This is a genomic window from Prosthecobacter fluviatilis (genome assembly GCF_042655725.1).
Lineage (GTDB): Bacteria > Verrucomicrobiota > Verrucomicrobiia > Verrucomicrobiales > Verrucomicrobiaceae > Prosthecobacter > Prosthecobacter fluviatilis.
Window position 1 is genome coordinate 1 of sequence record NZ_JBHSMQ010000004.1, and the last position, 25,551, is coordinate 25,551.

The following is a 25,551-nucleotide window of genomic DNA, read 5'->3' on the forward strand; positions in this document are numbered from 1 at the left end:
TCCGAACACGGAAGTGAAACGCTGTTGCGCCGATGATAGTATGGCGAAAGGCTATGCGAAAGTAGGACGTTGCCAGATTAAACATCACCCCGCATCCCCTCAAAAGGATGCGGGGTTTTTTGTGCCCTCATCCCAGCCGCGCCACGCCTGCCGCAAACCACGGACAAAACGCGGCCCGCCGGCATCAGCCCGGCCGCTCAAACGCCTGAAACCTCTGTGCGTTGGCGGCGTCTTACCAAAATCATTGCCGAAACGCCAGCCTCGCATCACCCCGCGCAGGCTTGAGGGGACACACCTCCCGCCTCACGCGCCTGCCCAGCGCAGGCAGGACTGGCTCTCCCCAGCCAGCAGCCGCCGGAACCCACGCCTCTCGCGGCAGAGACTGCCTGCCCAGCGGAAAGGTGTTTTGCGCGCAGTCATGCCGGCGGATGCGAAGCCCCCAGCGCCACAGCGTGTCGCGTCCTGTGACCGGGGCAATGGTCGCCGGCAGAGCGCCTTTCCCGCAGCCAGCCGAAATCGCCTGCGCCTGACCTCCGGCTTGACGCCGTGCGTGCGTAGCCGCATGTTCAGCACTGCACCGGCACGTCGCACGCGCTGCTGCTGTCTGTCTTTTATCCCCATGCTTTTTTCGTATGCTCTGACCTCGTCGTCCCTGACCAGCCGGCTTCTGGCAGTGGGTTTTGGGACGCTCGCCTTGCTTGGTCCGCAGGTGCAAGCCCAGGTGGTGCTCAAGGCGCAGCCTGTCGAGTCCGCCGAAGACGAGGCGAAAAAGCAGAAGGCGGCCGTGCCTGAAAAGCAGGACCTCACCGCCTCCTGGGCCACCCAGAAGGAAGCCCGCGCCCTGACCCTGAGCGTGCCTGCGCCGCGCGGGCAGATCGTGGACCGCCACGGCATCCCCTTTGCGCAGAACCGCGCTGCCAACTACCTCGCACTCGTCATGCCCTACATGGACAAGGCCAGCGACGCGCAGATCACCGCCTTTGCACGCTCCACCGTGGACAAGGTCAATGCAGCGCTTGGCAAAGCGTGGTCGCTTTCAGACGACAGGGTGCTGCTGCACTACAAGCACCGCCGCTGGCTGCCGCTGGTCTTTTCCGTGGAGGAGGGGCTGAATGTGGAGATCACGCCAGACATGGAGGAAAAGCTCAAGCCCCTGCTCGGCAGCAGCCTCGTCATCCAGCCGGCCTATCTGCGGCATTACCCGCAGGGGGCCACCGCCTGCCACATCATCGGCTACACCGGCAAGACCCGCCCGCTGCCCACAGGCCCCATCGTGGACGGCGACCCCGTGTTTGAAGAGATGGAAGGCCGCGAAGGCATCGAAACCGCCTTTGACAGCGACCTCAAAGGCCAGCCGGGCATCGTGAACGTCCTCTTCAGCCCGGATGGCAAGCGCCTCTCCGAAGACGTGCGCCGTGCGCCCAGCCCGGGGAACAACGTGGTGCTCTCCATCGACTACAACTTCCAAAAGTACGCCGAAAACGCGCTCAAAAAGCACACCACCGGCGGCGCCATGGTCATCATGGACGTCACCAATGGCGACATCCTCGCCATGGCGTCCAATCCCGGCTTTGACCTCAATGAATTTGTGCCCGGCATCCGCCAGAAGCGCTACGACGAGCTGACGAAGGACCCGCACCTGCCGCTCTACCCGCGCTCCTTCCGCGGCGAATACCCCCCGGCCTCCACCTTCAAGATCGTCACCGCCCTGGGCGCGCTGGACAGCGGCAAAGTGGACGCGAAAACGATGTACGACTGCCCCAACGCGCTGGAGATCGGCGACCGCGTGTTCAAGAACTGGAACAAGGAAGGGGAGGGCTCCATGAACGTGGTCAGCGCCATCAAGCGCTCCTGCAACACCTGGTTCTACCGTGCCGCGCTGGAGTCCGGCGCCGACTACATCACGAACATGGCGCTGCGCCTCGGCTTTGGCGAGCGCACCGGCATCCCCCTCAAGGCGGAAGGGGAGGGCTTTGTGCCCACCAACAGCTACCTCCTCCAGCACCGCGGCCACAAGATGCTGCCGGGAGATCTGGCCAACATCGCCATCGGCCAGGGCATGGTGCTGGCCACGCCGCTCCAGGTGTGCCAGTGCATGGCCGGGCTCGGAGACGGCACCCGCATCCCCCAGCCGCGCCTCGTGCTGCAGGTGCAGGACCTCGGAGACCGTGTGGTGCAGGCCTACGAGCCCAAGGACCGCAAAAAGATCGATCTCAATCCTGAGCAGCGCCAGACGGTGATCAGCGGCATGGTGGCCGTGGTCAATGGCGGCGGCGGCACCGGGCATGCGGCGGCCATCAAGCAGGCCGAGATCGCCGGCAAGACGGGCACCGCCCAGTGGCGCATCAGCAAAGATCAGAACCTCGCCTGGTTCACCGGCTTCCTGCCTGCGGGCAAGCCCATGTTTGCCTTTGCCGTGGTGTATGAGGGGGAGCCCGGGGAGGACATCAGCGGTGGCAAAAAAGCCGCGCCCATCGTGAACGAGGTCTTCACCAACATCTTTGAAAAAGCCCCGGCAGACGACCCCATGCTGCTGGCCATGAAGGAAGTGCCCAAGGCCACGCTGGTGGAAGAGTCCACCGGTGGAAAAACCGAGGAGGTGCCGACCGCGCGCCCGGCGCAGGCTCCGCCACCGCCCCCGCCGCAAAAAGGCATCGGCGGCTTCTTCAAGAGGCTCTTTGGCCGCTAACCCCCGCCATCTTCACGATGAACATCCAACTCGCCGCCGTCTGTGATTTTGCCGCCGACTACCAGGGCAAGCTCAGCATGCAGGGGGCTTTCGACACCCTCTGTGCCCAGACTTTCCCCGTCATCCATCCGCAGTGCTCCATCGCCGTCCGTGTGGTGTTTCAGGGAGATGATGCCGGGCAGCATGAATTTGTGATCCGCTGCATCGACCCCGACGGCAAGGAGTGCCTGCCGCCCATGCCCGTGCAGCTGGAGGTGATCTTTCCCTCGTCCTTCATCCCGTTTGTCTCACGCAACATCGTGTGCAACCTCCAGCGCCTCAAGTTTGACCGCCAGGGCGTCTACCGCTGGCTGGTGCAGCACCAGGATGAAACCCTGGCCAGCATCCCGCTGCGGGTGACGTTGTTTGACGAGACCCGCTCCGCCACAGGCCCCGCAGGCTAGCGCCCATGATCACCTCCAAACCCCAGACCCAGTCCGCGACCGGCACGCCCGCAGGCACGCCGGTGAGGCAGCTCTCCGTGTTTCTGCACAACCGCGTCGGCGCGCTCATGGCCCTGGTCAAGCTGCTCACCGAGCACCGCATCGAGGTGCTCGGCCTCTCCCTGCAGGACAGCACCGAGCTCGCCCTCGTGCGCCTCATCCCCAGCGACCCCGAGACCACCGAGCTGCTCTTCATCGAGAAAGGCATCCCGCACGTGGTCTTTCCCGTCACCGTGGTGGAGCTGAAGCAGACCGACCACTCCCTCGTGCACGCCCTTTCCGCCCTGCTCAGCGCGGAGATCAACATCGACTTCTCCTACCCGCTCTTTGTGCGCCCTGCGGGCAATCCTTTGTTCGTCCTCCATCTCGACTCCCCGGAGGTGGGCGGCGAGGTGCTCTCCAGCGCCGGATTCAAGGTGCTGACCCAGGAGGACCTGAGCCGTTAGGCGCTGAGGGGCCTCAAGGCGCAGCTTTGGGGGTCTGGGCGTTTTTGAGCCACTCCTCCTTTGTCAGCATGAAAGCCGGCGCCAGCTGGGCCAGAAACTCGCGCGTATCCTCCACGGCATTGAGCTCCTGCATGGGGTCCTCCTGGCCGATGCGCTGCTCCGGCAGCGGCACGTAGATGGAGGCCATGGCCCAGCGGTGCTGGATGTTGCGAAACACCGAGTCGTAGTAGGAGAGGAAGACGTGCTCGTAATGGTCTGCGCAGGAGGTGCCGTCTGAGCCGATGTACCAGTAAAAATTGACCGCCCGGGTGCGCACCCGCACGCCCGGCTGGGGTTCCGCATCCCGGAAGATGCGCATCATCATGATGGTGATCTCCCGCCCGTCCTTCATGCGCAGGGGGATCTGCGTGCGGTCAGTCACCGTCCAGCCCTGGTTGGGCAGGCAGACCTCCGGGCGGTGCAGGCTGCGTTTTTCAAAGCCGCTCAGGATCACCGTGGCCATGATCTGCCTGCCTGCGGCGGAGGCGTACACATTGCGCGCCAGGCGCACGCCCTCATCCAGCAGGTTTTTTTCATCCGTCGTCATGTCGTACTCGCGCCCCTGGTAGTCGCCCAGAGAGAGGGGGAGGTAGGGCAGGTGGGAGTCATCCGCCCGCAGCTTCACCCCCGGTGCCGCCACATGAAAGCTGATGTCCGTGCCCAGGCAGATGCCCAGCAGCAGCAGCGGCAGCCCCAGGGCCGCCAGCAGCTGGGCCAGCATGCGGCGCGGCACGGCGATGCCCGAGGCAGCCTCTTTGTTCCGCGGCTGGCCATGGCGCTGCAGGTTGGCCTTCATCTCCCGGCCCTCCAGCAGCCAGCAGAGGGCAAACATCCCCCCCAGCGCGATGCCAAAGACGGCAAAGCCCGCAAAGGTGTGGTAGAGCGACATCTCCTGGTGGTCGCCGATGTGCCTGCCCACGGCAAAATCCGCGCCAAACTGCTTTGTCCCCGCCACCAGCAGCAGCAGCCGCCCCACATTGCCCGCCACCGCCAGCGGCACCGCGCATGCAAAGAGAATGAAGCGCGAAAGCGGCCGCCGCAGCGCCAGGTAGCCCAGCAGCGCCGAGATCATCATCAGCGCAAAGAGCGAATTGATCCCGCTGCACTTCGCATCCACATCCAGGCTGAAGACTTCGCCGATCTGAAGGCCTTTGTCCGGCTCCGCAGCGGACTGCAGGGCCGAGCCCTCGTTCACCGCAGGCACCTGCACCGCGTTCAGCACCGCTGCCGCCATCGCCGCCGTGCGCGGGCGCAGCGGAGAGGCCAGGGAATCCTCCAGCGGCTGCATCGGCCAGGTGAAAAACAAAAACAGCCACGCAAAGAACAGCGTGCGCATCCACGCCACGCCCGCCACCAGCAGGATGAACCCGGCGAGCACAAACTGCACTGCGAGAAAGCCCGGGTAGCCCGTGTTTGCCTTGTAGCCGATCCAGTAAAAGAACAGTCCCATCCCCAGCGGCAGCAGCCCCCGCCAGGTGCCCTGCAAGGGCAGGCGGCGCAGCTCATCACGCCGCAGCCACACCAGCCAGCCCACCAGCGGCGGCACCAGCAGGCAGAACTGCCAGTCCGCACGCTTGCTCACCCAGCGGGCCCAGCCGATCAGGATGCTCTCACGGCTCGCGTAGTCCCACTGCTGGTAGGGCCAGAGCAGAAACAGCAGCCCCAGCGCCGCAGGCAGCCCCCACAGCGCCAGGCGCCGCAGCATTTCAGGCTGCTGGTCAAGAGGGGCCGCGGGGAGCGGGAGGGTGGAAACGCTGGGCGTCTGGGTGGAATCTGTTGCCATGACACGGGTTGACGCACAAAGGCTGGCCTTGTTTGTTGCTTCTGGCAACCTCCATCGAGTAACGTCACCGACGCACAATTTTGCATGTCTGATCCTCTCCCTCCCCAATCACCTCCTGACACTGAAGACGAAGACGGCCAGAAGGAGGCGCTGCTCTTCGCCCGCTGCAGTCCTGCGCTGGCGAATGACAAGGACGGCGGCGCTGCTGCCGCTGAGAAATCCGCCACCACCTCCGGCCTCCTGGGCTCGCCCCTGACGGCCTGGCACGTGGGCATCTCCCTCGGGTGCTCCATCCTCGTCAGCCTCGGGGTGTTGCTGGCAGGCCGGTGGCTCGGGCCTGAGAAGGCCGATCCCCCGCAGGCCTCCGCCGCACCAGCCCCCACGGCAGTGTCTGCGCCCGCCGCGCCAGATGCCGCCCTGAAGGCCCAGCTCGCCAAAGCTGCCGAGCAGATCGCCGCACTTGAAAAGCAGCTGGACGTCATGCGCCGCGAGCAGCTGCTCATGCAGCAAAACACCCGGCAATCCCTCGAAAGCATCTCCGCCACGCTGAAGATTCCCGAGGTGGCCGCCACCTCCGGGACTGCGGCCTCCGGCCAGCCGGGCACCCCGCGCATGCCCGACATGAAGCCGCAGGTCTCCCCCACGCAGGAGGAGTTCATCCGGCTCAAGGAGCGCAACCGCCTCACCATGTATGCAGACGAGGCCATCGCCACCGGCGAGCGCCGCCCCATCGAGCTGCTCGTCGAGTACATGCGCGACCCGCAGCAGGAGCATCTGCATGACGCCGCGCAGGCCGAGTACCTGCGCGCCATCCGTGCCATCCAGCTCCTCCAGCGTGAAGACCCCGGCTACCGCCTGCCCGTGGCCGAGCTCTTCAAAGACAGCAGCATCCGCGACGAGGCGGATGTGCCGCCCGCCGCCCTGCTGAAGCTCCTGGCCGACTATAAGCAGCCCTGGGAGGTGCGCGTGCGCGTCTGCTTCCTGCTTCTGGGCAGCCCGCTGCCGGAGACCAACGCGCAGCTCATCAAGGCCATCAAGGAAGACCCCTCCCTGGAGGTGGCCAAGCACGCCCAGCTCGCGCTCGAGCAGCGCATCAAAAAACGCTTCCGCATCTTCGACATTCCCGCTATCGAGGAATGGTTCAAATCCCAGGGGAAATGACCCCGCACACGCCCTCATCCCAGCCGCTGCGCCACGGCACAGCCACGCCCGCACCCATGAAAGCACTCTTCCTCACCAACGAATTTCCCCCCCACATTTACGGCGGCGCCGGTGTCCACGTCGAATACCTCACCAAGGAGCTCGCCAAGCTCATGGAGGTGGACGTGCGCTGCTTTGGCGACCAGGACAGCCATGAGGGCAATCTCAAGGTGAAGGGCTTCGGCCTCGACACCACCGGCTGGGACAGCCCGCTCAATCTGAAGTCCGTCTTCGGCGCCCTGCAGCGCTGCCTGGACTTCAACACCAGCGGCATCGACGCCAGCCTCGTGCACCTGCACACGTGGTACGCGCATTTTGGCGGCATCCTCGCCAAGCTGAACTACGGCGTGCCCATGGTGCTGACCGTTCACTCCCTGGAGCCCCTGCGCCCCTGGAAGCGCGAGCAGCTCGGCCACGGCTACGACTTCACCGTCTGGCTGGAAAGCACCGCGCTGAAAATGGCGGACGCCATCATCGCCGTCTCCGAAGGCACCAAGGCGGACATCCTGCAGCATTTCGACGTCGATCCCCACAAGGTCCACGTCATCTACAACGGCATCGACCTCGCCGAATACCGCCGCACCGAGGCCCCCGACGTGCTGCGCAAGCACGGAGTCGATCCCGACAAGCCCTACGTCCTCTTCGTCGGCCGCATCGCCCGGCAGAAGGGCATCGTGCACCTGGTGCGTGCCATCCAGCATCTCGATCCCGGCTTCCAGGTCGTTCTCTGCGCCGGAGCGCCGGACACCCCCGAGATCAAGGCCGAGATGGAGGCCGCCGTGGCCGAGGCCAGCAAGACCCGCCCCGGCGTCATCTGGGTGCAGAGCATGCTGCCCGTGCAGGAAAAGATCGTCATGTACTCGCATGCCGAGGTCTTCTGCTGCCCGTCCATTTACGAGCCCTTTGGCATCATCAATCTGGAGGCCATGGCCTGCGAGACGGCCGTGGTGGCCAGCGCCGTGGGCGGCATCAAGGAAGTCGTCGTCGATGGCGAGACCGGCATCCTCGTGCCGCTGGAGCAGCAGACCGAGAGCCCCTTTGAGGCGCTGCATCCGGAGAAATTTGCGAAGGATCTCGCCGCCGGCATCAACAAGCTCATGGCCGACCCCACGCTGCGCAACCGCATGGCCCAGGCCGGCCGCCAGCGTGCCGAAGACCACTTCAGCTGGAAGAGCATCGCCCGGAAGACCATGGCGCTGTACAAGACGTTGGCGGGGTAGGGGCGCACCATCCTGAACGGTGGGGGCGTCTTTAGGGAACCTCGGCATCAATCAACACATCGCTGCGCTTCGATTCAGAAGATCCAGCGTTGCGGCTCTCCTCGCGTCGCAGAGCTCACTTCATCGTTCATGTAAACAGAAGAAGGTGGGCGGTGGGTGTGACAGACGGAAATGCTACCAATGGCGGCTGAATCAAGGGCGTTTTTCCCGGCATGGACGGGCAAAGCGCCACCCCATGACTGCGAGGAGAAAACCCGTGGGTGATGGGCCTTTGGCCCTGCATAAAAGAGCTTTCTTGGATATTATTTTGATATGGAATGATATAAGTTATCATTTATTTGCTTAAGGGTATGAGTTGCGACTGAGTTCTAAAGGTTTGGCTAGTAAAGCTGGCCCGGTGATGTGCCGACGATGGTGAGTTGCCCCCCTATAGATTTTATAAAATGAGGAGCCCTAGATGAACCATAAGCGCAACACCACTCTCCTGATCCGGCTGGCAAGTATCGCCATTCTGGGGCTGCTAATCGCGCTCGCGGCGATGGCTTACTACAGCGGGAGGCAGGTGGAAACGGACAGTGACCTGATCGCCCAGGACGCAGTGCCTGGCACCATCAACGCGCATTACATGCGCATGGCCATGTCCCGCAGCATCGGCTGGCTGCTGGTGGCGGCCTCCGCGCAGTCGGTGCAGTCCCGGGACGCCGCCCTGAAGATCGTGCATGAGGCGGACGTGACCTATGCCGATGCGCTCGAGCGCTATGAGACGACCATCCGCATGAACCCGGGGAAGGACCGCGCGCTGCTGGACCAGCTGAAGAGCAGCCAGGCCGCTTTTAACAAGAAGCGCACGGCCTATGAGGCCCTGGTGCTGACCGGGGACCGGGATGCCTGCGCCGCCTACCTGGAGCGCGAGATGGTGCCGGCCTTTCAGCCCGCCATCCTGGCCGCCGAGGATCTCATCAAATACAATCACAGCAACAGCATCGTGCTTTCGAGCTCCATCCGCAGCAGCGTCCACTACCTGTACTGGGTGGTCGCGGTGGTGCTGGTGCTGGCCCTCGCCTGCGCGGCTGTGCTGCTGTTCAATCTGACCATCCGCCGCCGGGAGGTGAAGCAGCTGCGGGAGAATGAGGAGAAATTCTCCAAGGCCTTCCAGGCCAACCCCAGCGGCATCGCCATCACCGAGATCGAAACCGGGCGCTACATCGAGGTGAACGAAAGCTTCTGCCGGATTCTGGGCTATCCGCCGGAGGAGGTCATCGGCTACACGACGCTGGACAAGGGCATCTGGCCCAGCGAGGCAGCGTGCAGCCAGTTCATCCAGCCCCTGCTCGACGGCGGCTCGCTGCGCCATCAGGAGCTCCCCGTGCGGACGCGTGGCGGCATCCGCAAGACCATCTCTCTCAATGCCGAGCTCATCGAACTCGCCGGCAAAAAATGCGTGGTGACCCTGATTGAGGACATCACGGAGCGCAAGCAGTCGGAGGCGGCGTTGCAGGCCGGAGAGGAGAGGCTGCGCCATCTCATCAAACACACTCCTGCGGCGGTGGCCATGTTTGACACCGAACTGCGCTATCTTCAGGTCAGCGACCGCTGGATCACCGACTACCACCTCGAAGGAAAGGAGATCATCGGGCGGCATCACTACGAGGTCTTTCCAGACATTCCCGAGCGCTGGAAGGAAATCCACCGCCAGGCCCTGGGCGGCAAACCCCAGAGCTGCAGCGAGGACATGTTCACGCGTGCGGATGGCGGCGTTGAGTGGCTGCAGTGGGAGATCCAGCCATGGCATGCCGCGGGGAAGGTGCTCGGCGGCGTGATCTTCTTCACGCAGGTGATCACGGAGCGCAAACTCAACGAGATCAGGCTGCGCAAGAGCGAGGAGCTGTTCCGCGCCTCCTTTGAAAGCGCCACCGACGGCGTGTGCCTTGTGTCGGCCAGCGGCCGGTTCATCAATGCCAACCGCACCCTGTGCGCCATGCTGGGCTACACCAAGGAGGAGATGCTGCAGCTGACCTTCAATGACGTTACGCACAAGGATGATCTGGACATCGGGCTCAGCTTCATCAGCAAGTCGCAGGCGGGCGGGCCCAAGACCATGCGGACGGAAAAGCGCTACCTGCACAAGGACGGGCACGTCATCTGGGCCCTGCTCTCCACCGCCGTCATTGACGACGCGCACGAGCACGGCGCCTACCTCATCTCCCACATCCAGGACATCACCAAGCGCAAACGGCTGGAGCAGAAGCAGACCGAGCTGGCCTCCATCGTCGAGTCCTCCGACGACGCCATCATCGGCAAGACGCTGGAGGGCGTCGTCACCAGCTGGAACCGCGGCGCGGAGAAGATCTTTGGCTACACGGCGGAGGAGGCCATCGGCCAGCCGCTGCTGATGCTGCTCCCGCCTGAGCGCCACCACGAAGAGGCCGAGATCCTGGCCCGCATCTCCCGCGGTGAGACCGTGAAACATTTCGACACGGTGCGCCTCTGCAAGGACGGGCGGAAAATTTTCATCTCCGCCACCATCTCGCCGCTCAAGGACGCCAGTGGCAAAGTGATCGGCGCCTCCAAGATCGCGCGGGACATCACCGAGCAGAAACGCACCGAAGAGGCGCTGGCCAGAAGCGAGGAGCTGCTGCGCCACCTCATCAAACACACGCCCGCAGCCGTGGCGATGTTTGACACCGAGATGCGCTACCTGCAGGCCAGCGATCGCTGGATCACCGACTATCATCTGGGAGGAAAAGAAATCCTCGGACGCTCGCACTACGAGCTGTTTCCAGACATTCCCGAACGCTGGAAGGAAATTCACCGCCGGGCGTTGCTCGGGCAGCCCGCGAGCTGTGACGAGGACATGTTCCAGCAGGCCGATGGCACCGTGGATTGGCTGCAGTGGGAGGTCCGCCCGTGGCATGCTTCGGAGAACGTGATCGGCGGCCTGATCATTTTCGCGCAGGTGATCACGGAGCGAAAGCGTACCGAGTCGAAACTGCGGGAAAGCGAGGAGCTTTTCCGCTCGTCCTTTGAGAGCGCCACCGTCGGTGTGTGTCTGGTGGCGGCGGATGGAAGGTTTATCAATGTCAACCCCACCTTGTGCAGCATGCTGGGCTACTCCAAGGACGAACTGATCCGGCTGACCTTCAAGGATATCACCCATGCGGATGACAAGGACATCGGACGCGACTTTCTCAGCAACGCGCTGAACGGCGGGCCCAAAGCCATGCACGCTGAAAAGCGGTACCTCCACAAAAATGGAGAAGTCGTCTGGGCCTACCTGTCCACGGCCCTCATTGACCAGTCACGCGAGCACGGCAGCTATCTGATCTCCTACGTTCAGGACATCACCGAGCGTAAACGGGCGGAGGAATCGCTGGCCAGCACCACGGAGCTCCTGGAGCGCACCAGCGCCATGGCGAAGGTCGGCGGCTGGGAGCTGGATCTGGCTTCCCAGCGGGTCACGTGGTCGGAGGAGACGGCTCGCATCCATGAAGTCGAGTTCCCTTACGAGCAGCCCCTGCTCGAAAAGGCAACGGACTTCTACGGTCCCGACGCGTGGCCGGCGATCGAGGCCGCCGTGCAAGCCGCCATCGTCCACGGCACGTCTTATGATCTGGAGTCGCCATTCATCACGGCAAAAGGGAATCACATCTGGGTGCGGGTCCAGGGTTTCGCGGTCATTGAGAACGGCAAGACCACCAAGCTGCGCGGCACATTCCAGGACATCACCGCGAAAAAGCAGGCGGAGCTGCGCATCCGCCACCTGAACCGCGTGTACGAGGTGCTCAGCAACATCAACCAGACCATCGTGCATGAGAAGGACCCGCAGGTGATCCTGACGCGGGCCTGCGAGATCGCGGTGTCGAAGGGCGGCTTCCGCATGGCCTGGGTGGGCATGCATGACGCAGCCACGCAGAAACTGCAGCCGGTGGCCTCCGCCGGCGTGGTGGAAGGCTACCTGGACAACGTGAACATCGACCTGAGTGACCAGACGCGGAGCTGCGGCCCCACGGGCAGCTGCTTCCTCAGCGGCCAGCACGTCACCTGCAGCGACATGGAGAACGACCCGCGCATGCTGGCCTGGCGTGACGAGGCGCTGAAGCGCGGCTACCGCTCCTCCGCCAGCTTTCCCATCACCGTCGGCGGCAGGGTCAGCGGCACCCTCACGCTCTACTCAGGGGAAACCGGCTTCTTTGACGAGGTGGAGCTGCGCCTGCTCGATGAGCTGGCGCTGGACATCGGTTTTGCCCTGGAGGTGAGCGAAGGCGAGGCCGGACGCCGGCAGGCAGAGCAGGAGCTGCGCTGGCGCACCGCCTTCTTTGAGGCGCAGGTGCACTCCGCGATTGATGGCATCCTCGTGGTGGACAGCGATGGGAAAAAACTGCTGCAGAACCGGCGCATGAACGAGCTGTGGAAAATCCCGCCGCATATCGCAGACGACCCCGACGACTCCCGACAGGTGCAGTTCGTCCTCGGCCAGGTGAAAGATCCGGAGGTTTTTCTCCAAAAAATCACTCACCTCAACGCGCATCCGGACGAATCGAGCACGGACGTCATCGAGCAGGTGGACGGCACCACCCTGGAGCGCCACTCCGCGCCCGTGCGCGGTACGGATGGCACCTACTACGGCCGTGTGTGGACATTTCATGACATCACCGAACGCAAGAAGCTCGAGGCGCAGTTCCTCCGGGCGCAGCGCATGGAGAGCATCGGCACGCTGGCCAGCGGCGTGGCGCATGACCTGAACAACATCCTCACCCCCATCATGATGTCCGTGGCCGTGCTGCGCATGAAGTTGTCTGAGGAAAAGCGCAGCAGCCTGTGCGACACCATTGAGATGAGCGCGGCGCGTGGGGCGCAGATCGTCAGGCAAGTGCTGGCCTTTGGCCGTGGCCTGGAAGGCGAAAGGCATCCTTTGCAGATCGAGATGCTGCTCACTGAGATGGAGCAGATGATACGAAGCACCTTCCCAAAGGACATCACCGTCGAGTGCGTGAATGCGCCGAACCTGCGGCTGGTGCTGGGAGATGCGACGCAGCTGCACCAGGTGCTGCTCAACCTCTGCGTGAACGCGCGTGATGCCATGCCCGAAGGGGGCAGGCTGCGGCTGAGCGCCGCCAATCTCGACATCGACACCAGCTACGCGAGCATGCTGCCCGAGATCACACCCGGCCCGCATGTGCTGGTGGAAGTGAGCGACACGGGCAGCGGCATCCCGCCGGAAATCCTGGAACGCATCTTTGATCCCTTCTTCACCACCAAGGAAATTGGCAAGGGCACAGGACTCGGCCTCTCCACGGTGCATGGCATCGTCAAGAGCCATGGCGGCCTGCTCAAGGTGGTGACCGCACCGGGTGCAGGGGCGACTTTTCAGATTTATCTGCCAGCCGCTCCGGATCAGGAGGCGATTGCGGACATCTCTGCCTCTGCAGCTGCTCCGACCGGCCATGGGGAATGCGTGCTCGTGGTGGACGACGAGGTGGCGATCGCCAACGCGGCGCGCACCGTGCTGGAGGCAAACGGCTACCGTGTCCTGCTGGCCAATAATGCGACGGAAGCCCTTGTCTTGCACACCGAGCACTCGCAGGAGGTTGCCCTCATTTTGACGGACATCATGATGCCGGTCTTGAATGGAGTGCTGTTTCTGCGCACGCTGCGGAAAATAAACCCCGACGTCCCGGTGATTGCCTCCACGGGGCTGTGCAATCAGGCCCAGCTCGACACCATGAAATCGCTGGGGGTGGAAACAGTCCTGTACAAGCCGTACAATTCAAACATGCTTCTGCGCACGATCGACGGAGTGCTGCATCCGAAAGCGTGAGATGAAACAAACCGCCGGGAACACGGGACCGGGGGCATCATTGCCCCGGCATCCTGTTTCTTCTAATCCCACTTCATCATCTCATTCCAGAATTCCTGCTCTCACGGCGCCGAACGCAGGAAGGCGATGATGCTGGCCACCTGCTCCGGCTTCAGCGCATCGCCGAGGCCTGCGGGCATGAGAGAAACATTGCGCAGTGTGCGGATCTCCGCGCGCTTGCGCAGCACGGTGCGCTCTGTGCCGCCGGGGAGTTTCAAAGTCACGCTAGTGGGCGAGTCTGAGGCGGCGATGCCGAGGAGCGTCTCGCCGCGCTGTGTTTTCACGCGCAGCGTCTCGTAGCCCGGGCGCGCGGCTTCGCTGGGGAAAAGCACGTCACGCAGGATGACCTCAGGGGCACGCTGAAACTCCGCATCCAGATCCGGCCCCACGCTGACGCCGATGCCGTGGGATTTGTGGCAGGCACCGCAGATGCTCTGAAACAGCACGCGGCCTTCTTCGAGATCGGGCTTCTCCTTCAGCGCCGCCAGCACGGCGGGCACGCGCTTTTCCCATGCGGCATTCTGTTCGGCGCTGGGCGCGGTGGGCGCAGGCAGCTCGGCCTGCTGGGGCAGGGGCTTGGTTTCTTCCAGGCCCAGGCGCAGGATTTCGCCAGCCTTGCCAGTGGTAACGGCTGCGAGACAGGCGGAGATCTCCTGCGCATCCCCACGGCTGGCGATGATGCCGGCGAGGTTGTTCATCACCGGTTCGCTCTTTCCCGGATCAGCAGCAAGCGCCAACAGCAGGTCTTTTTCCAAATGATGCGCGGAGCTCGCGATGGCCGCATCCATCCACTTGAGCTGCCCGTGGTTTCGCGCCAGCGCGAGCAGCGCTTCCTTTTCTGCGCCGACGCTGAGCGCCAGTTGCAGGGCGAGGTGGGGCTCCAGGTCCTTGCTGAAGCAAAGCGCGCGTGTGGGGGCATCGAGCGGTTTGTCATCCGCATGGCGCAGCTTCAGCACCAGAGCCTCGGCGGCGCTGAGTTTCGGTGTCTCGTAGGGCTGCTTGGCCTCCAGGATCCAGATGCGGCCGCGATCGTGTCCGTGGATCACGCCATACTGCTGCTGCAGGTGGCGCGGGATGGCGGAGTAGTCCTCGATGATTTCGCGGTAGAAGTCGCAGATGGCCATGTGGCCCTCAGGCGTGCGCGCGAGGCTCATGGGATGAAACCAGGAATCGCGGGAGGCGAGGAACTCGCTCTGCTCCTCGCCCTTCACGCGCTGCAGCCGCAGGCGGGTGCCGTCCCGCACGATGTCGGCGCGGTGCACCAGATTCTGCGCAGGCTCGCAGACGAAATACTGGCCGCGCCAGACCAGCGGGCCGCAGGCGGAGGTGAAGTAGCCGGAGGCGGCGGCATCGCTGAGGCTGATCTTGCGGTAGAAGGCAAAGTACTCCGCATGCTGCTCGCGCTTGGTGCGCCAGGGGTGCGGTTTGGAGATGGGATAGACCCGCGTGTCATCGCTGGCAGGGGCATCCAGCAGCGGCGCGGCGGCGTCCGGATTGCGCATGAGGTAGCGCCACGGGATGGGGGTGACGTACAGGCCGGGATGCGTCGTGGTGCAGACAAAGCGCTCGCCACTGGGCGTGAAAGCCATGCCCATCGTTTTGGTGCTGCCGCTCACGGGCTCGATGGCGCTGCCATCGGCGTGGATGCGGAAGTCCGTGGCGGGCAGTTTCACCGGCTGTGCCAGATGCGGCCCGGTGATCTCGCCCCCGGCCCAGCCGCGCCCAAAGTAATACCAGCCGTCCGGCCCGAGTGTGGGGGCATTGATGCCGCGCTCCAGATTGCCGGTGCCAAAGCCGCTGAAGAGCTTCTCGTTCACGTCCGCCTTGTCGTCGCCATCGCTGTCTTTCAGAAAGACAATGTGCGGTGCGCAGGCCACCAGGAGGCCGCCATTCGCGGCAGCGATACCATAACATGGTGGCAGGTGGTCCGCCCACACGGTGGCCTGGTCCATCACGCCGTCGCCATCGGTGTCGCGCAGCAGCTTCACGGTGCCGTAGGTTTCCGCCTCGGCCTTCTTCTTCGCCGCCTCGCTGGCCTGGATGCGGCGCACTTCGAGATCGAGCTGGCCCGACTTGTTGAGCTCATCGATGTCGTACTGCCCTTCCACATTGTAGCCGTGCAGCTCGCAGACAAAGCATCGCCCCTTGTCATCCCAGCAGATGCCGGAGGGCTCACGGATCAGCGGCTCGCTCGCGAGAAGGCGGATCTGATAACCGGCGGGCACCTGGAACAGCTTGGCGCTTTCCGCCGGAGACAGCGGCTGCGGTGCATCGTCCGGTTTGGGAATGTCTGCATGCGCTGCGGAGAAAACGAGCGCCAGGGACACTGCGCGGAGATACGGTAACGGCAGGCAAAGAAGGCTGGGCTGCATCCAGAAACTACGCGTTTTGGATCATCATTCTTCAATACCAGCCCTGCCTGTAACCACGATGCGATGAAAACGGGTCTCAAGGCCGAGGCACGAGCCGAAGGAGGGGAATCATCTTGATCCCCACACCAGCGGTGTGTTCGCGGATGTGCGAGGGCACTGGGCGATGCGGGAGCCTGTGGGATCGGGACGATCCCACTCCGCCGGAGGCTTCGCCCCAGCGACGGAGGGGGATCATCTTGATCCCCGCACCTGCAGCGTGTTCGCGGATGTGCGAGGGCGCTGGGCGATGCGGGAGCCTGTGGGACACTCCGCCGGAGGCTTCGCCGCAGCGACGGAGGGGGATCATCTTGATCCCCGCACCTGCGGCGTGTTCGCGGATGTGCTAGGGCGCTGGACGATGCGGGAGCCTGTGGGATCGGGACGATCCCACTCCGCCGGAGGCTTCGCCGCAGCGACGGAGGGGAATCATCTTGATCCCCGCACCTGCGGCGTGTTCGCGGATGTGCGAGGGCGTTGGGCGATGCGGGAGCCTGTGGGATCGGGACGATCCCACTCCGCCAGAGGCTTCGCCGCAGCGACGGAGGGGGATCATCTTGATCCCCGCACCTGCGGCGTGTTTATGGAGTAAAACAGCGCGCTCGCTGGGTGTTGCGGGTTTGGTGTCATGCGAGATCGCCGAACGGAGTGATACCACAATCCATTGAAAACGGGGGGATTTCGCAGCCAATGAAAGTTCGGCTCTGAAGAAAAGACTTTGTGTTCAGGTGGAGACTTCAAGGCAAGTCAGTCAGCCAGTGCTTGCGTGCCCGCCATACGTAGGATGGGTGTGGCGACAGCCCGCCCGTCCACCAGCGTGCGGCAAGCACCACGTCGTAGGAATGCGCTGATGGTCGGGCGGTTTGGCGGAGGGGCGGTCGAGCAGGCGTGTGCTCTCGACGCCAAACACCCCCAACCTACGACCGGAGTGCCAAGCACCCGTGCACAGTGCACAAGCCCGTACAGGCCCGTTTTCAGCAGATGGTGGTATGACAGCGTGAGGGATCGCGACGATCCCTCTCCTCCAAAGCATGAAAAAAGGCGGACCGTTTCCGGCCCGCCTTTTGGGGATGAACTTTCTCCGACCTTCCGCTTACTTCGCCTCAGGCGTCTTGGCGCCTTCCTTGAAGCAGTAGAGGTGGGTGTGGGTGGTCACGTAGAGGGCGCCATTGGCGGCCACGACGGAGCTGAGGAGCGGGGAGGGGAATTCGATGGTGCCGAGTTCCTTGAGCTCCTTGCCTTCAGCGAGGATGAAGAGTTCGCCTTCTTCGTTGCCGATCCACACTTTGCCATCAGCGACCAGCGGGCTGGCCCAGATGTGGCCTTTGGTGTCGAATTTCCAGTATTCCTTGCCGGTCTTGGCGTCGAGGCAGAACACGCGGCCGGTGTAGTCGGCGGCATAGACGAGGCCGTCTTTCACCGCTGGGGTGGAGATGGTGCGCTCGATGCCTTTGAAGGTCCAGAGGGCCTTGCCGGTGAGATCGCCTTTGCCCTTGGGGTCGATGCAGCTCAGGCAGCCGACGCCTTCGCCGTGCTCGGGGTCCTGGCCGATGTTCACATACACCAGGCCATCAGCGATGGTGGGGGTGGCGATGATTTCGCTGGGGCCGTCGTATTCGACGTACTTGATGGGCTCGCCAGCGGAGTTCTTGCGATACTCGGGCGGGTTGGCGTCATAGCGCCAGTTTTCGTTCAGGATGTCCAGCCCTTCAGCGTCCTTGTGGGTTTCGGGGGCCATGGAGTACACCCAGCCGTCACCGGCGGCGAAGACGATCTGCTTCTTGCCTTCCACGTCCACGGAGTTGGGGGAGGACCAGGAGCAGTGCAGCACGCGTTCGGAGGCCACGTGATCCATTTCACCGAGGAGGGCGCCGGTTTCGGCGTCCAGCATGATGAAGCTGGGGGAGTTCGGGGCGGGGATGTTGGTGTGGGTCCAGTCCACGCCGTTGCAGGTGGGGACGAAGACCTTGCCGTCGATCACCAGCGGGTAGCCGGCGGTGGCGTTGTGCTGGAAGACGCCGAGTTCTTTGTACATGTCGTACACCCAGAGGATGTCGGCATCGGTATCGCCCGGGGTGAGGGGGGCGGTGGGCTTGCCATCCTTGTCCAGAGGGGCCATGAAGGCGCCTTCGTCCTGCATGCCCTGGTTGCCATTGGACATGCCTTTGACGTCGAGGCAGACGATCTGGCAGCGGTTGCTGGGCACGTAGGCCTTGTCGCCGACGATGGTGGGGCTGGCGCAGATGCCGAGGTATTCCCAGTCATTCACCTTGCCGCTGCCCATCTTGGGGGAGACCATCTGCCACTTGAACTGGCCGGTGTATTCATCAAACACCATCATGATGCCGCGGTCGCCCACGCTCTTGGGGTCACGGGGGGACTCATTGTTGGTGCCCACATAGACCTGGCCGTTGGCGATCATCGGCGTGCCGTAGGTCTGGGAGCCGAGCTTGGCCACCCAGAGGCAGTTCTTGGTGGTGCTCATGTCGATGTCCTCGGCACCAGGGGCCTTGTTGGCGTCCTGGGCGTTGGGGCGGAGGCGTCCGGCTACCTTGGGCGCGGCCTTGGGGCCGTATTTCTTGCCGGGGTTGAAGTCGGTGGGCAGACCTTTTTCGTCAGACACCATGTTGCGGGTGTTGCCGCCACCCCACTGGGTGTAGTCGGCGGCGTTCAGGGCTGCTGTGGCAGCCAGAGCCGCAGCGAGGATGGGGGTGAGTTTCGTTCTCATGTATGACGTTGAAAGCAGTTGGGTTTAAAAGGGTGGCTGATCAGTTCGGGGTGACGCTCAGGTTGTCGAGATAGACGCGCTTCTGGTTCATCGGTGTCAGGGCGAAAATGCCAGGGGAGCCGTTTTTGTGGGCGCGGGGCACTTTCACTTCGATGGTCCAGGCGGCAGGCTCGGGCTGGGCCTTGTCCCAGATCTTGGCCATGACCACGCCGCTGCCGTCCTTGGCCACGTCCACCTTGGTCTTCAGGGTGTACCAGGTGTTGGCCACGACCTTGAAGGGCACTTCCTGCTTGAGGCGCTCGGGGTTGGAGCTGATCTCCAGCTTGCCGGCATTGCCACGGACGCAGATGAGGTAGCGCTGGTTGATGAGGCCGATGTCGGACTTGGAGCGTGCGCTGCCGTCCGTCATCACGTCTGCCTGCATGGTGTAGTTGGAGAGGTTGGAGGGAGCCACGAAGACGGTGGCGCGCTGGAAGAGCAGGCGGTCGAAGGTCTTGGCGAAGACCTTGTTGCCAGGAGCGCCGACGACTTCACGCACGTCGAACTTGAAGCGCGCACCGATCCAGGGGAGCGGCGGGTAGGAGAACATGATCTTCTCCGTGGGCTGCTCGTCCTTGAGCTCGTAGCCGTCAAAGTTTTCCACCAGCGGCAGGTTGCGCAGGGCGCGGCCGCGGATGGTGCCGAAGGTGCCGTCCGGAGCGGTGGCCTTGAAGGCACCGGCGCTGGACTTGGCGTCGGCGGCCACCACGAGCTCGCCTGCGTCGTTGAACTTGCCGTCCATCGTGGCTTTCACCTTGGCGGTCGGGGGGATGAAGGTTTCCCACTTCACGCCTTTGACGTCGGGGTTCACCAGGAAGCCGTTGGCGTCCACGCTGCGCACGCGGAAGGCCTGCTTGTGGCCGGTCATGACGACGGTCTCAGCCGGGATGATCTGCAGCGCCACGGCCTTGCCGGCCTTGGGCATTTCCACCACGGGGGCGGCGTCCGTCTTGATGCCCTTGTTCGGGATCGGGAAGGCGTGGAAGGCTTCGGTGGTCGTCACGTAGAGGGTGCCGTCGCACACGGTGGGTGCGCCGAGGCAGTTGCCTTCCAGCTTGATCTCCTGCACCACTTCGCCGGATGTCTTGCCGGGCTTCACGACGACGAGCTTGCCGTCGAGCATGGGGCAGTAGAGCAGGCCGTCCACGTAGAGGGGGGAGGAGTGGAGGTTGGCGTTGCTGAGCTTGAGCTTCCAGAGGTCGGTGCCGGTGTTGGCGTCGATGGCGTAGAGCTCGGCACCGTCGGTGAGCTGGTAGATCACATCTCCCACGAGGACAGGTGAGCTGCTGGTGGCGCCGATGGGGTTGCGCCAGACTTCGGCGCTGGGCTCCAGCGTGGTGGCTTCGGTGGCCGGAGGCACGGGGGCGGTGAGCTTCTCCGGGAGCTTGATGCAGACCATGCGGCCCTTCTCGGAGTTGTCCACGTTCTCATCTCCGTGGATGGCGATGAGGTTGTCCTTGTGCAGGACCACGGAGGGGTTCACGCCGTTTTTGCAGATTTGCATCTTCCAGTAGGGCTTGCCGTTGTGCGTGTTGACGCAGACGACGTGGCCGCAGCCGGTGGTGAAGTAGGCCACGCGCTTGCCGTCGCGGGTTTCCACCACGGGGGTGGAGAAGGAGCTGTCCACGGGCGGGCTCACGCCGGGGAGGGTCCACCAGGCCAGCTCGCCGGTCTTTTTGTCAAAGCCGTAAACGCGGTCGGCGGCAGGGCCGTCGGCGCCCCAGTTGGAGAAGATGAAGTGGATGATGACGAACTCGCCCTCGATCACCGGGCTGCCCACGCGGGAGTTCGGGAAGGTCATGCGGCCAAACTCTTCCATCAGCGGGATCTCAAACACCTTGGTGCCGTCCAGCTCAAAGCAGAGGAAATTGCCCGCGTTGCTGGTGAGGTAGATGCGCTTGGTCTCCGGGTCCACGGTGGGGGCACCGATGGCGTAGCGGTTGTAGATGGAGTCGCTGAGGTAGTCGGGGATCTCGTGCTGCCAGAGGACCTTGCCACTCTTGGCGTCCAGGCAGGTGAGCAGCTCGATGAGGTCGGAGGTTTCACCTTTGTAGCCCCAGAGGATGACCTTGCCATCCACCACCACAGGTGTGCCACGGCTGCGGATGGGGGCGCTCCAGGCGGGCTTGTCAGCAAGCTTTCCAGCCTTGGTGTAGTGCTCCAGGCTCACGCCGTTTTGGAGCGGGCCGCGCCAGTTGGTCCAGTCATTCGCCTGGGAGATTCCGGTCAGGGCCAGAGTGGCGGCCAGCAGGCGGCCATAGGAGGGGCGGGGTCGGTGGTGCATGGAGTGTTGGAAGGGGATGGGAAAACAAATCATCGTGAGCACTCGCCGGGCTTCAATGCGATTTTCGTACCTTTCGCATGGGAGGCGGCGAAGCCTGTTGAGGGGATGAGGCGAACGCCACAACCTCGGAACATCTTGCAGGCTTACGGCTGGGCGTGCGGCATCGTGCGCAGAATCATATTTGCCAATGTGAACAAATGAACCGCTTTTGCACCCGGTGCCTGAGGGCTGGCACGATGCCAGATGTCCGTGGCGCATGACGCCCGATCGGGCAGATTCTCTAGGCGCGGGGACATGGGAAAATCGGCAGATGTCCGGCCTCCTGGAACACATGTGCCCCCAGCAGACCAGCCATGCGTCTGCTGCAAAAACGGCGCATGAATGAACAGTCCAGATGCTTTGAATGAGGTGGATTTTGCGAGCATTCAAAACTATCGACACCCATGACTCCGCCCGGTACACCCGCTGGCCCCGCCAGTGCCTCTGTCGTTCCACCAGTCTCACCCGCTGTTACAGAGGCCGCGTCGGCGGTGTCGCCTCCTGCCAAGGCTGGTTCGTCCTTCTTGAAGAAAAACTGGTGGCTGGCCGTCGTTGCAGGTGCCGTGGTCCTGCTGGTGATCGTGTTTGGGTTTGAATTCAAACATGCCGGACCTGGCCCAGGGTTTGTCAGCGGAAACGGGCGCGTGGAAGCCACGGAGATCGACATCGCCACCAAGCTGGCCGGACGTGTGCAGAACATTCTGGTGGACGAGGGCGACTTTGTGCAGGCGGGGCAGCTGCTGGCGCAGATGCAGGTGGACGTGCTCAATGCGCAGCACGATGCGGCCAAGGCCCAGCTGCAGCAGGCCATCACCGCCGTGGCCAGTGCCGAGGCTCAGGTGGCTGCACGGCGGAGCGACGAGGCAGCCGCGCAGGCTGCGACCGTCCAGCGCCAGGCAGAACTCGAAGCCGCGAAGAGCCGGTACACCCGCACCAAGGCGCTGTCTGCCAGCGGGGCCATCTCCATGCAGGACCACGACGATGACCTCGCCAGACTGCATGGGGCGGAGGCTGCGGTGACGGCAGCGCAAGCCCAGGTGGCCGCCGCCAAGGCTGCCATCAAGGCTGCGGAAGCCCAGGTCATCGGAGCCAACTCCGCAGTCAACGCGAGCAAGGCGACCGCGGCCAGCATCGAGGCCGACATTGTGGACTGCCAGCTCAAGTCACCGCGTGACGGCCGCGTGCAATACCGCGTGGCACAGCCCGGCGAAGTGCTGGCCCCCGGCGGCAAGGTTCTGAACCTGGTGGATCTCAGCGATGTCTACCTGACCTTTTTCCTGCCCGAGGCGGCGGTGGGAAAGGTGGCGCTGGGCAGCGAAGTGCGCGTGATCCTCGACGCCGCGCCGCATTATGTGATCCCGGCGCAGATATCCTATGTGGCCAGCGTCGCCCAGTTCACCCCCAAGACAGTGGAGACGGCGAACGAACGGCAGAAGCTGATGTTTCGCGTGAAGGCGCAGTTTGGCCGCCCGCTGCTGCAGAAGAACCTGAAGCTGGTCAAGACGGGGCTGCCCGGGGTGGCCTGGCTCAAGCTCGATGCAAAAGCTGAGTGGCCGGAGAGCCTGGCGATCAAGCTGCCGCAATGAACCCGGTGCAAGCCAGTTCCAAGTCCGTTGCCCGCTTGACGGATGTCAGCCTGAGCTACGGCAAAAACCTCGCCCTGGCCGGCGTCACGCTGGAGATTCCTGCGGGCCGGATGGCGGGGCTGATCGGCCCGGATGGCGTGGGCAAATCCAGCCTGCTGGCGCTGGTGGCCGGTGCGCGCAAAGTGCAGCAAGGGAGCGTCGAAGTCCTCGGCGGAGACATGACGGACGTGAGTCATCGCAGGCTGGTCTGCCCGCACATCGCCTACATGCCGCAGGGGCTTGGCAAAAACCTTTATCCGACGCTGTCGGTGGAGGAGAATCTGCAGTTCTTTGGGCGGCTCTTCGGCCATGATGCCGCCGAGCGCCGCCGCCGCATAGACGAGCTGACGCGCAGCACCGGGCTGTTTCCGTTTCTCTCGCGTCCGGCGGGAAAGCTTTCCGGCGGCATGAAGCAAAAGCTGGGGCTGTGCTGTGCGCTGATCCATGACCCCGATCTGCTGATCCTCGATGAGCCGACCACCGGCGTGGACCCGCTGGCCAGGTCGCAGTTTTGGGACCTGATCCAACGCATCCGCGACAGCCGCCCCAGCATGAGCGTCATCGTCGCCACGGCATACATGGAGGAGGCGCAGCGCTTTGACTGGCTGGTGGCGATGAATGCCGGCCAGGTGCTGGCCACGGGGTCACCCGCAGAGCTGCTGGCCCGCTCCCGCAGTGAGTCGCTCGACGCGGCTTTCATCGCCCTGCTGCCAGAGGAGCAGCAGCGTGGCCACCGTGCGGTTTCGATTCCGCCGCTCGCCGCCGAAGCCAATGCCGGGATTGCCATCGAAGCCACAGATCTGACGCGGCGGTTCGGGGCTTTCACGGCGGTTGACCACGTCAGCTTTCGCATTCGGCGGGGGGAAATCTTTGGGTTCATCGGGTCAAATGGCTGCGGCAAGTCCACCACGATGAAGATGCTGACCGGCCTGCTGCCGGCGAGCGAGGGGCGCGCGATGCTGCTGGGGCATGAAGTCGATCCGAAGGACATCACCACGCGTCGCCGCGTCGGGTACATGTCGCAGGGATTTTCGCTGTACTCGGAGCTCTCGGTGCAGCAAAACCTCGTGCTGCATGCACGGCTGTTTTCAGTGCCCGAGGCCGAGATTGACGGGCGCGTCGCGGAGATGGCCCAGCGCTTTGGCCTGGCCTCGCTGCTCGACGCGATGCCGGACAGCCTGCCGCTGGGCATGCGCCAGCGCCTGTCGCTTGCGGTGGCGATGGTGCACAAGCCGGAGCTGCTGATCTTGGACGAGCCCACGTCGGGGGTGGACCCCATCGCCCGGGACATCCTGTGGCAGCTGATGATTGATCTCTCGCGCCATGACGGGGTCACGATTTTCATCTCCACCCACTTCATGAACGAGGCCGGGCGCTGCGACCGCATCTCGCTGATGAATGCGGGCAAAGTGCTGGTGACCGACGCACCTGCCGCACTCGTCCGCAAGCGTGGTGCGGCTTCGCTGGAAGAAGCGTTCATCGGCTACCTGAAGGAGAGCGCCCCGCCGGAAAGCCTGCCGCCCGCTGTGGCAGCGGAGGCTGCCGCGCCTCAGACGCCGCCGGTGGCAGGCGCGGTCAGGAAAGCCTTCAGCTGGCGGCGTGCCTGGAGCTACACCCTGCGGGAAGCCCTGGAACTCAGGCGTGATCCGGTGCGCGCCACCATGGCCTTGCTCGGCTCGGTCATCCTGATGTTTGTCTTTGGCTATGGCATGAGCCTGGACGTGGAAAATCTGACGTATGCCGTGCTGGATCGTGACCAGACCGGCCTGAGCCAGAACTACGCGCTGAACTTGTCCGGATCGCGCTACTTTGTCGAACGTCCGGCCATCACCGACTACGCGGATCTGGATCAGCGGATGCGTTCTGGGGAGCTCGCGCTGGCCATTGAGATCCCGCCCAACTTTGCCAGGAACCTGGGGCGTGGAACTCCCGTGCAAATCGCCGCCTGGGTGGACGGCTCCATGCCCGCCCGCGCCGAGACGGTGCAGGCCTATGTGCATGGCATGCACCAGAACTGGCTGCTGGATGTCTCACAGCGAAGGCTGGGCCAGAATGCCGGAAGCGGCCCCGCCGTCATCGAGACGCGCTACCGTTACAACCCCGATGTGGCCAGCCTGCCCTCCATGGTGCCGGCGGTGATCCCGATGCTCCTGCTCATGATTCCCGCCATGCTCGCCGCGCTGTCGGTCGTGCGTGAAAAGGAGCTGGGATCCATCATCAATCTCTACGTCACCCCGGTCACGCGCAGCGAGTTTCTGCTCGGCAAGCAGCTGCCCTACGTGCTGCTGGCCATGCTGAACTTCGGGCTGCTCACGCTGCTGGCCGTCACGGTTTTTGGCGTGCCGCTCAAGGGGAGCTTTCCGGCCTACGCCCTGGCCGCGCTCTTGTTTGTGATGTTTTCGACCGGCCTGGGCATGTTCTGCTCCACCTTTACCCGCAGCCAGATTGCGGCCATTTTCGTGACCCTCGTGGGCACGATCATCCCGGTGGTGCAGTTTGCCGGGCTGCTGAATCCGGTTTCCTCACTGGAGGGGACGGGCCTGTTCATCGGCCGCATCCAGCCGGCCACCTATTTTCTCAACATCAGCCGCGGCGTGTTCAACAAGGCTCTGGGCTTCTCCGGCCAGTACCATTTCTTCTGGCCCATGCTGCTGGGGGTGCTGTTCATCATAGGCCTGTCCATTGCGCTGCAGAAAAAGCAGGATTCATGAC

General features: G+C 63.8%; 12 protein-coding genes. 8 read left to right on the forward strand and 4 right to left on the reverse strand.

Annotation, left to right across the window (positions count from 1 at the left end; all coding sequences use genetic code 11):
- The first annotated feature begins 619 nt into the window (after window positions 1-619).
- Genes ACFQDI_RS11415 through ACFQDI_RS11425 form a run of 3 tightly spaced genes read left to right on the forward strand, consistent with a single transcriptional unit; the run spans window position 620 to window position 3,617 of the window.
- The gene (locus ACFQDI_RS11415; protein ID WP_377166585.1) at window positions 620-2,689 is read left to right on the forward strand and encodes a penicillin-binding transpeptidase domain-containing protein; all 2,070 of its coding nucleotides are present in this window, start codon (window positions 620-622) and stop codon (window positions 2,687-2,689) included.
- Window positions 2,690-2,706: 17 nt separating this feature from the next.
- A complete protein-coding gene (locus ACFQDI_RS11420; protein ID WP_377166587.1) occupies window positions 2,707-3,132 on the forward strand; it encodes a DUF6941 family protein in 426 nt (141 codons plus the stop codon).
- A gap of 5 nt (window positions 3,133-3,137) precedes the next feature.
- Entirely contained in the window at window positions 3,138-3,617 is a 480-nt protein-coding gene (locus ACFQDI_RS11425; protein WP_377166589.1) for a hypothetical protein, read from the forward strand.
- Window positions 3,618-3,630: 13 nt separating this feature from the next.
- Here ACFQDI_RS11425 and ACFQDI_RS11430 read toward each other — a convergent pair whose 3' ends face one another.
- Complete coding sequence (locus ACFQDI_RS11430) at window positions 3,631-5,439, reverse strand: exosortase/archaeosortase family protein (protein WP_377166591.1); 1,809 nt, start codon at window positions 5,437-5,439, stop codon at window positions 3,631-3,633.
- Between the two features lie 84 nt (window positions 5,440-5,523).
- Here ACFQDI_RS11430 and ACFQDI_RS11435 point away from each other — a divergent pair, with 84 nt between their 5' ends.
- The 3 genes from ACFQDI_RS11435 (at window position 5,524) to ACFQDI_RS11445 (ending at window position 13,677) form a co-directional block, all read left to right on the forward strand.
- Window positions 5,524-6,600, forward strand: coding sequence for a hypothetical protein (locus tag ACFQDI_RS11435; RefSeq protein ID WP_377166593.1), 1,077 nt, complete (start codon window positions 5,524-5,526; stop codon window positions 6,598-6,600).
- 56 nt (window positions 6,601-6,656) lie between these two features.
- Window positions 6,657-7,859 (forward strand): glycogen synthase, encoded by a 1,203-nt coding sequence (gene glgA / locus ACFQDI_RS11440; RefSeq protein ID WP_377166595.1) that lies wholly within the window; start codon window positions 6,657-6,659, stop codon window positions 7,857-7,859.
- 457 nt (window positions 7,860-8,316) lie between these two features.
- Window positions 8,317-13,677 (forward strand): PAS domain S-box protein, encoded by a 5,361-nt coding sequence (locus tag ACFQDI_RS11445; RefSeq protein ID WP_377166597.1) that lies wholly within the window; start codon window positions 8,317-8,319, stop codon window positions 13,675-13,677.
- A 101-nt stretch (window positions 13,678-13,778) separates the two neighbouring features.
- Here the strand turns inward: ACFQDI_RS11445 and ACFQDI_RS11450 are convergent, their stop codons facing one another.
- The 3 genes from ACFQDI_RS11450 to ACFQDI_RS11460 form a co-directional block, all read right to left on the reverse strand.
- Window positions 13,779-16,043, reverse strand: coding sequence for a PVC-type heme-binding CxxCH protein (locus ACFQDI_RS11450; protein WP_377166599.1), 2,265 nt, complete (start codon window positions 16,041-16,043; stop codon window positions 13,779-13,781).
- A 1,174-nt stretch (window positions 16,044-17,217) separates the two neighbouring features.
- On the reverse strand, window positions 17,218-18,852 hold the full coding sequence (locus tag ACFQDI_RS11455; RefSeq protein WP_377166601.1) for an outer membrane protein assembly factor BamB family protein: 1,635 nt from the start codon (window positions 18,850-18,852) through the stop codon (window positions 17,218-17,220).
- A gap of 40 nt (window positions 18,853-18,892) precedes the next feature.
- On the reverse strand, window positions 18,893-21,175 hold the full coding sequence (locus ACFQDI_RS11460; protein ID WP_377166603.1) for an outer membrane protein assembly factor BamB family protein: 2,283 nt from the start codon (window positions 21,173-21,175) through the stop codon (window positions 18,893-18,895).
- A gap of 443 nt (window positions 21,176-21,618) precedes the next feature.
- On the opposite strand from ACFQDI_RS11460, the gene ACFQDI_RS11465 reads away from it, so the two are divergent.
- Both ACFQDI_RS11465 and rbbA read left to right on the forward strand, forming a co-directional pair.
- On the forward strand, window positions 21,619-22,800 hold the full coding sequence (locus ACFQDI_RS11465) for an HlyD family secretion protein (protein ID WP_377166605.1): 1,182 nt from the start codon (window positions 21,619-21,621) through the stop codon (window positions 22,798-22,800).
- On the forward strand, window positions 22,797-25,550 hold the full coding sequence (gene rbbA, locus ACFQDI_RS11470) for a ribosome-associated ATPase/putative transporter RbbA (RefSeq protein ID WP_377166607.1): 2,754 nt from the start codon (window positions 22,797-22,799) through the stop codon (window positions 25,548-25,550). The genes ACFQDI_RS11465 and rbbA overlap by 4 nt, the downstream gene beginning before the upstream one ends.
- Window position 25,551: the final 1 nt, after the last annotated feature.

Coding starts and splice junctions, on each gene's coding strand:
- ACFQDI_RS11415 (WP_377166585.1), top strand. CDS start 620: ATGCTTTTTTCGTATGCTCTGACCTCGTCGTCCCTGACCAGCCGGCTT.
- ACFQDI_RS11420 (WP_377166587.1), top strand. CDS start 2,707: ATGAACATCCAACTCGCCGCCGTCTGTGATTTTGCCGCCGACTACCAG.
- ACFQDI_RS11425 (WP_377166589.1), top strand. CDS start 3,138: ATGATCACCTCCAAACCCCAGACCCAGTCCGCGACCGGCACGCCCGCA.
- ACFQDI_RS11430 (WP_377166591.1), bottom strand. CDS start 5,439: ATGGCAACAGATTCCACCCAGACGCCCAGCGTTTCCACCCTCCCGCTC.
- ACFQDI_RS11435 (WP_377166593.1), top strand. CDS start 5,524: ATGTCTGATCCTCTCCCTCCCCAATCACCTCCTGACACTGAAGACGAA.
- glgA (WP_377166595.1), top strand. CDS start 6,657: ATGAAAGCACTCTTCCTCACCAACGAATTTCCCCCCCACATTTACGGC.
- ACFQDI_RS11445 (WP_377166597.1), top strand. CDS start 8,317: ATGAACCATAAGCGCAACACCACTCTCCTGATCCGGCTGGCAAGTATC.
- ACFQDI_RS11455 (WP_377166601.1), bottom strand. CDS start 18,852: ATGAGAACGAAACTCACCCCCATCCTCGCTGCGGCTCTGGCTGCCACA.
- ACFQDI_RS11460 (WP_377166603.1), bottom strand. CDS start 21,175: ATGCACCACCGACCCCGCCCCTCCTATGGCCGCCTGCTGGCCGCCACT.
- ACFQDI_RS11465 (WP_377166605.1), top strand. CDS start 21,619: ATGACTCCGCCCGGTACACCCGCTGGCCCCGCCAGTGCCTCTGTCGTT.
- rbbA (WP_377166607.1), top strand. CDS start 22,797: ATGAACCCGGTGCAAGCCAGTTCCAAGTCCGTTGCCCGCTTGACGGAT.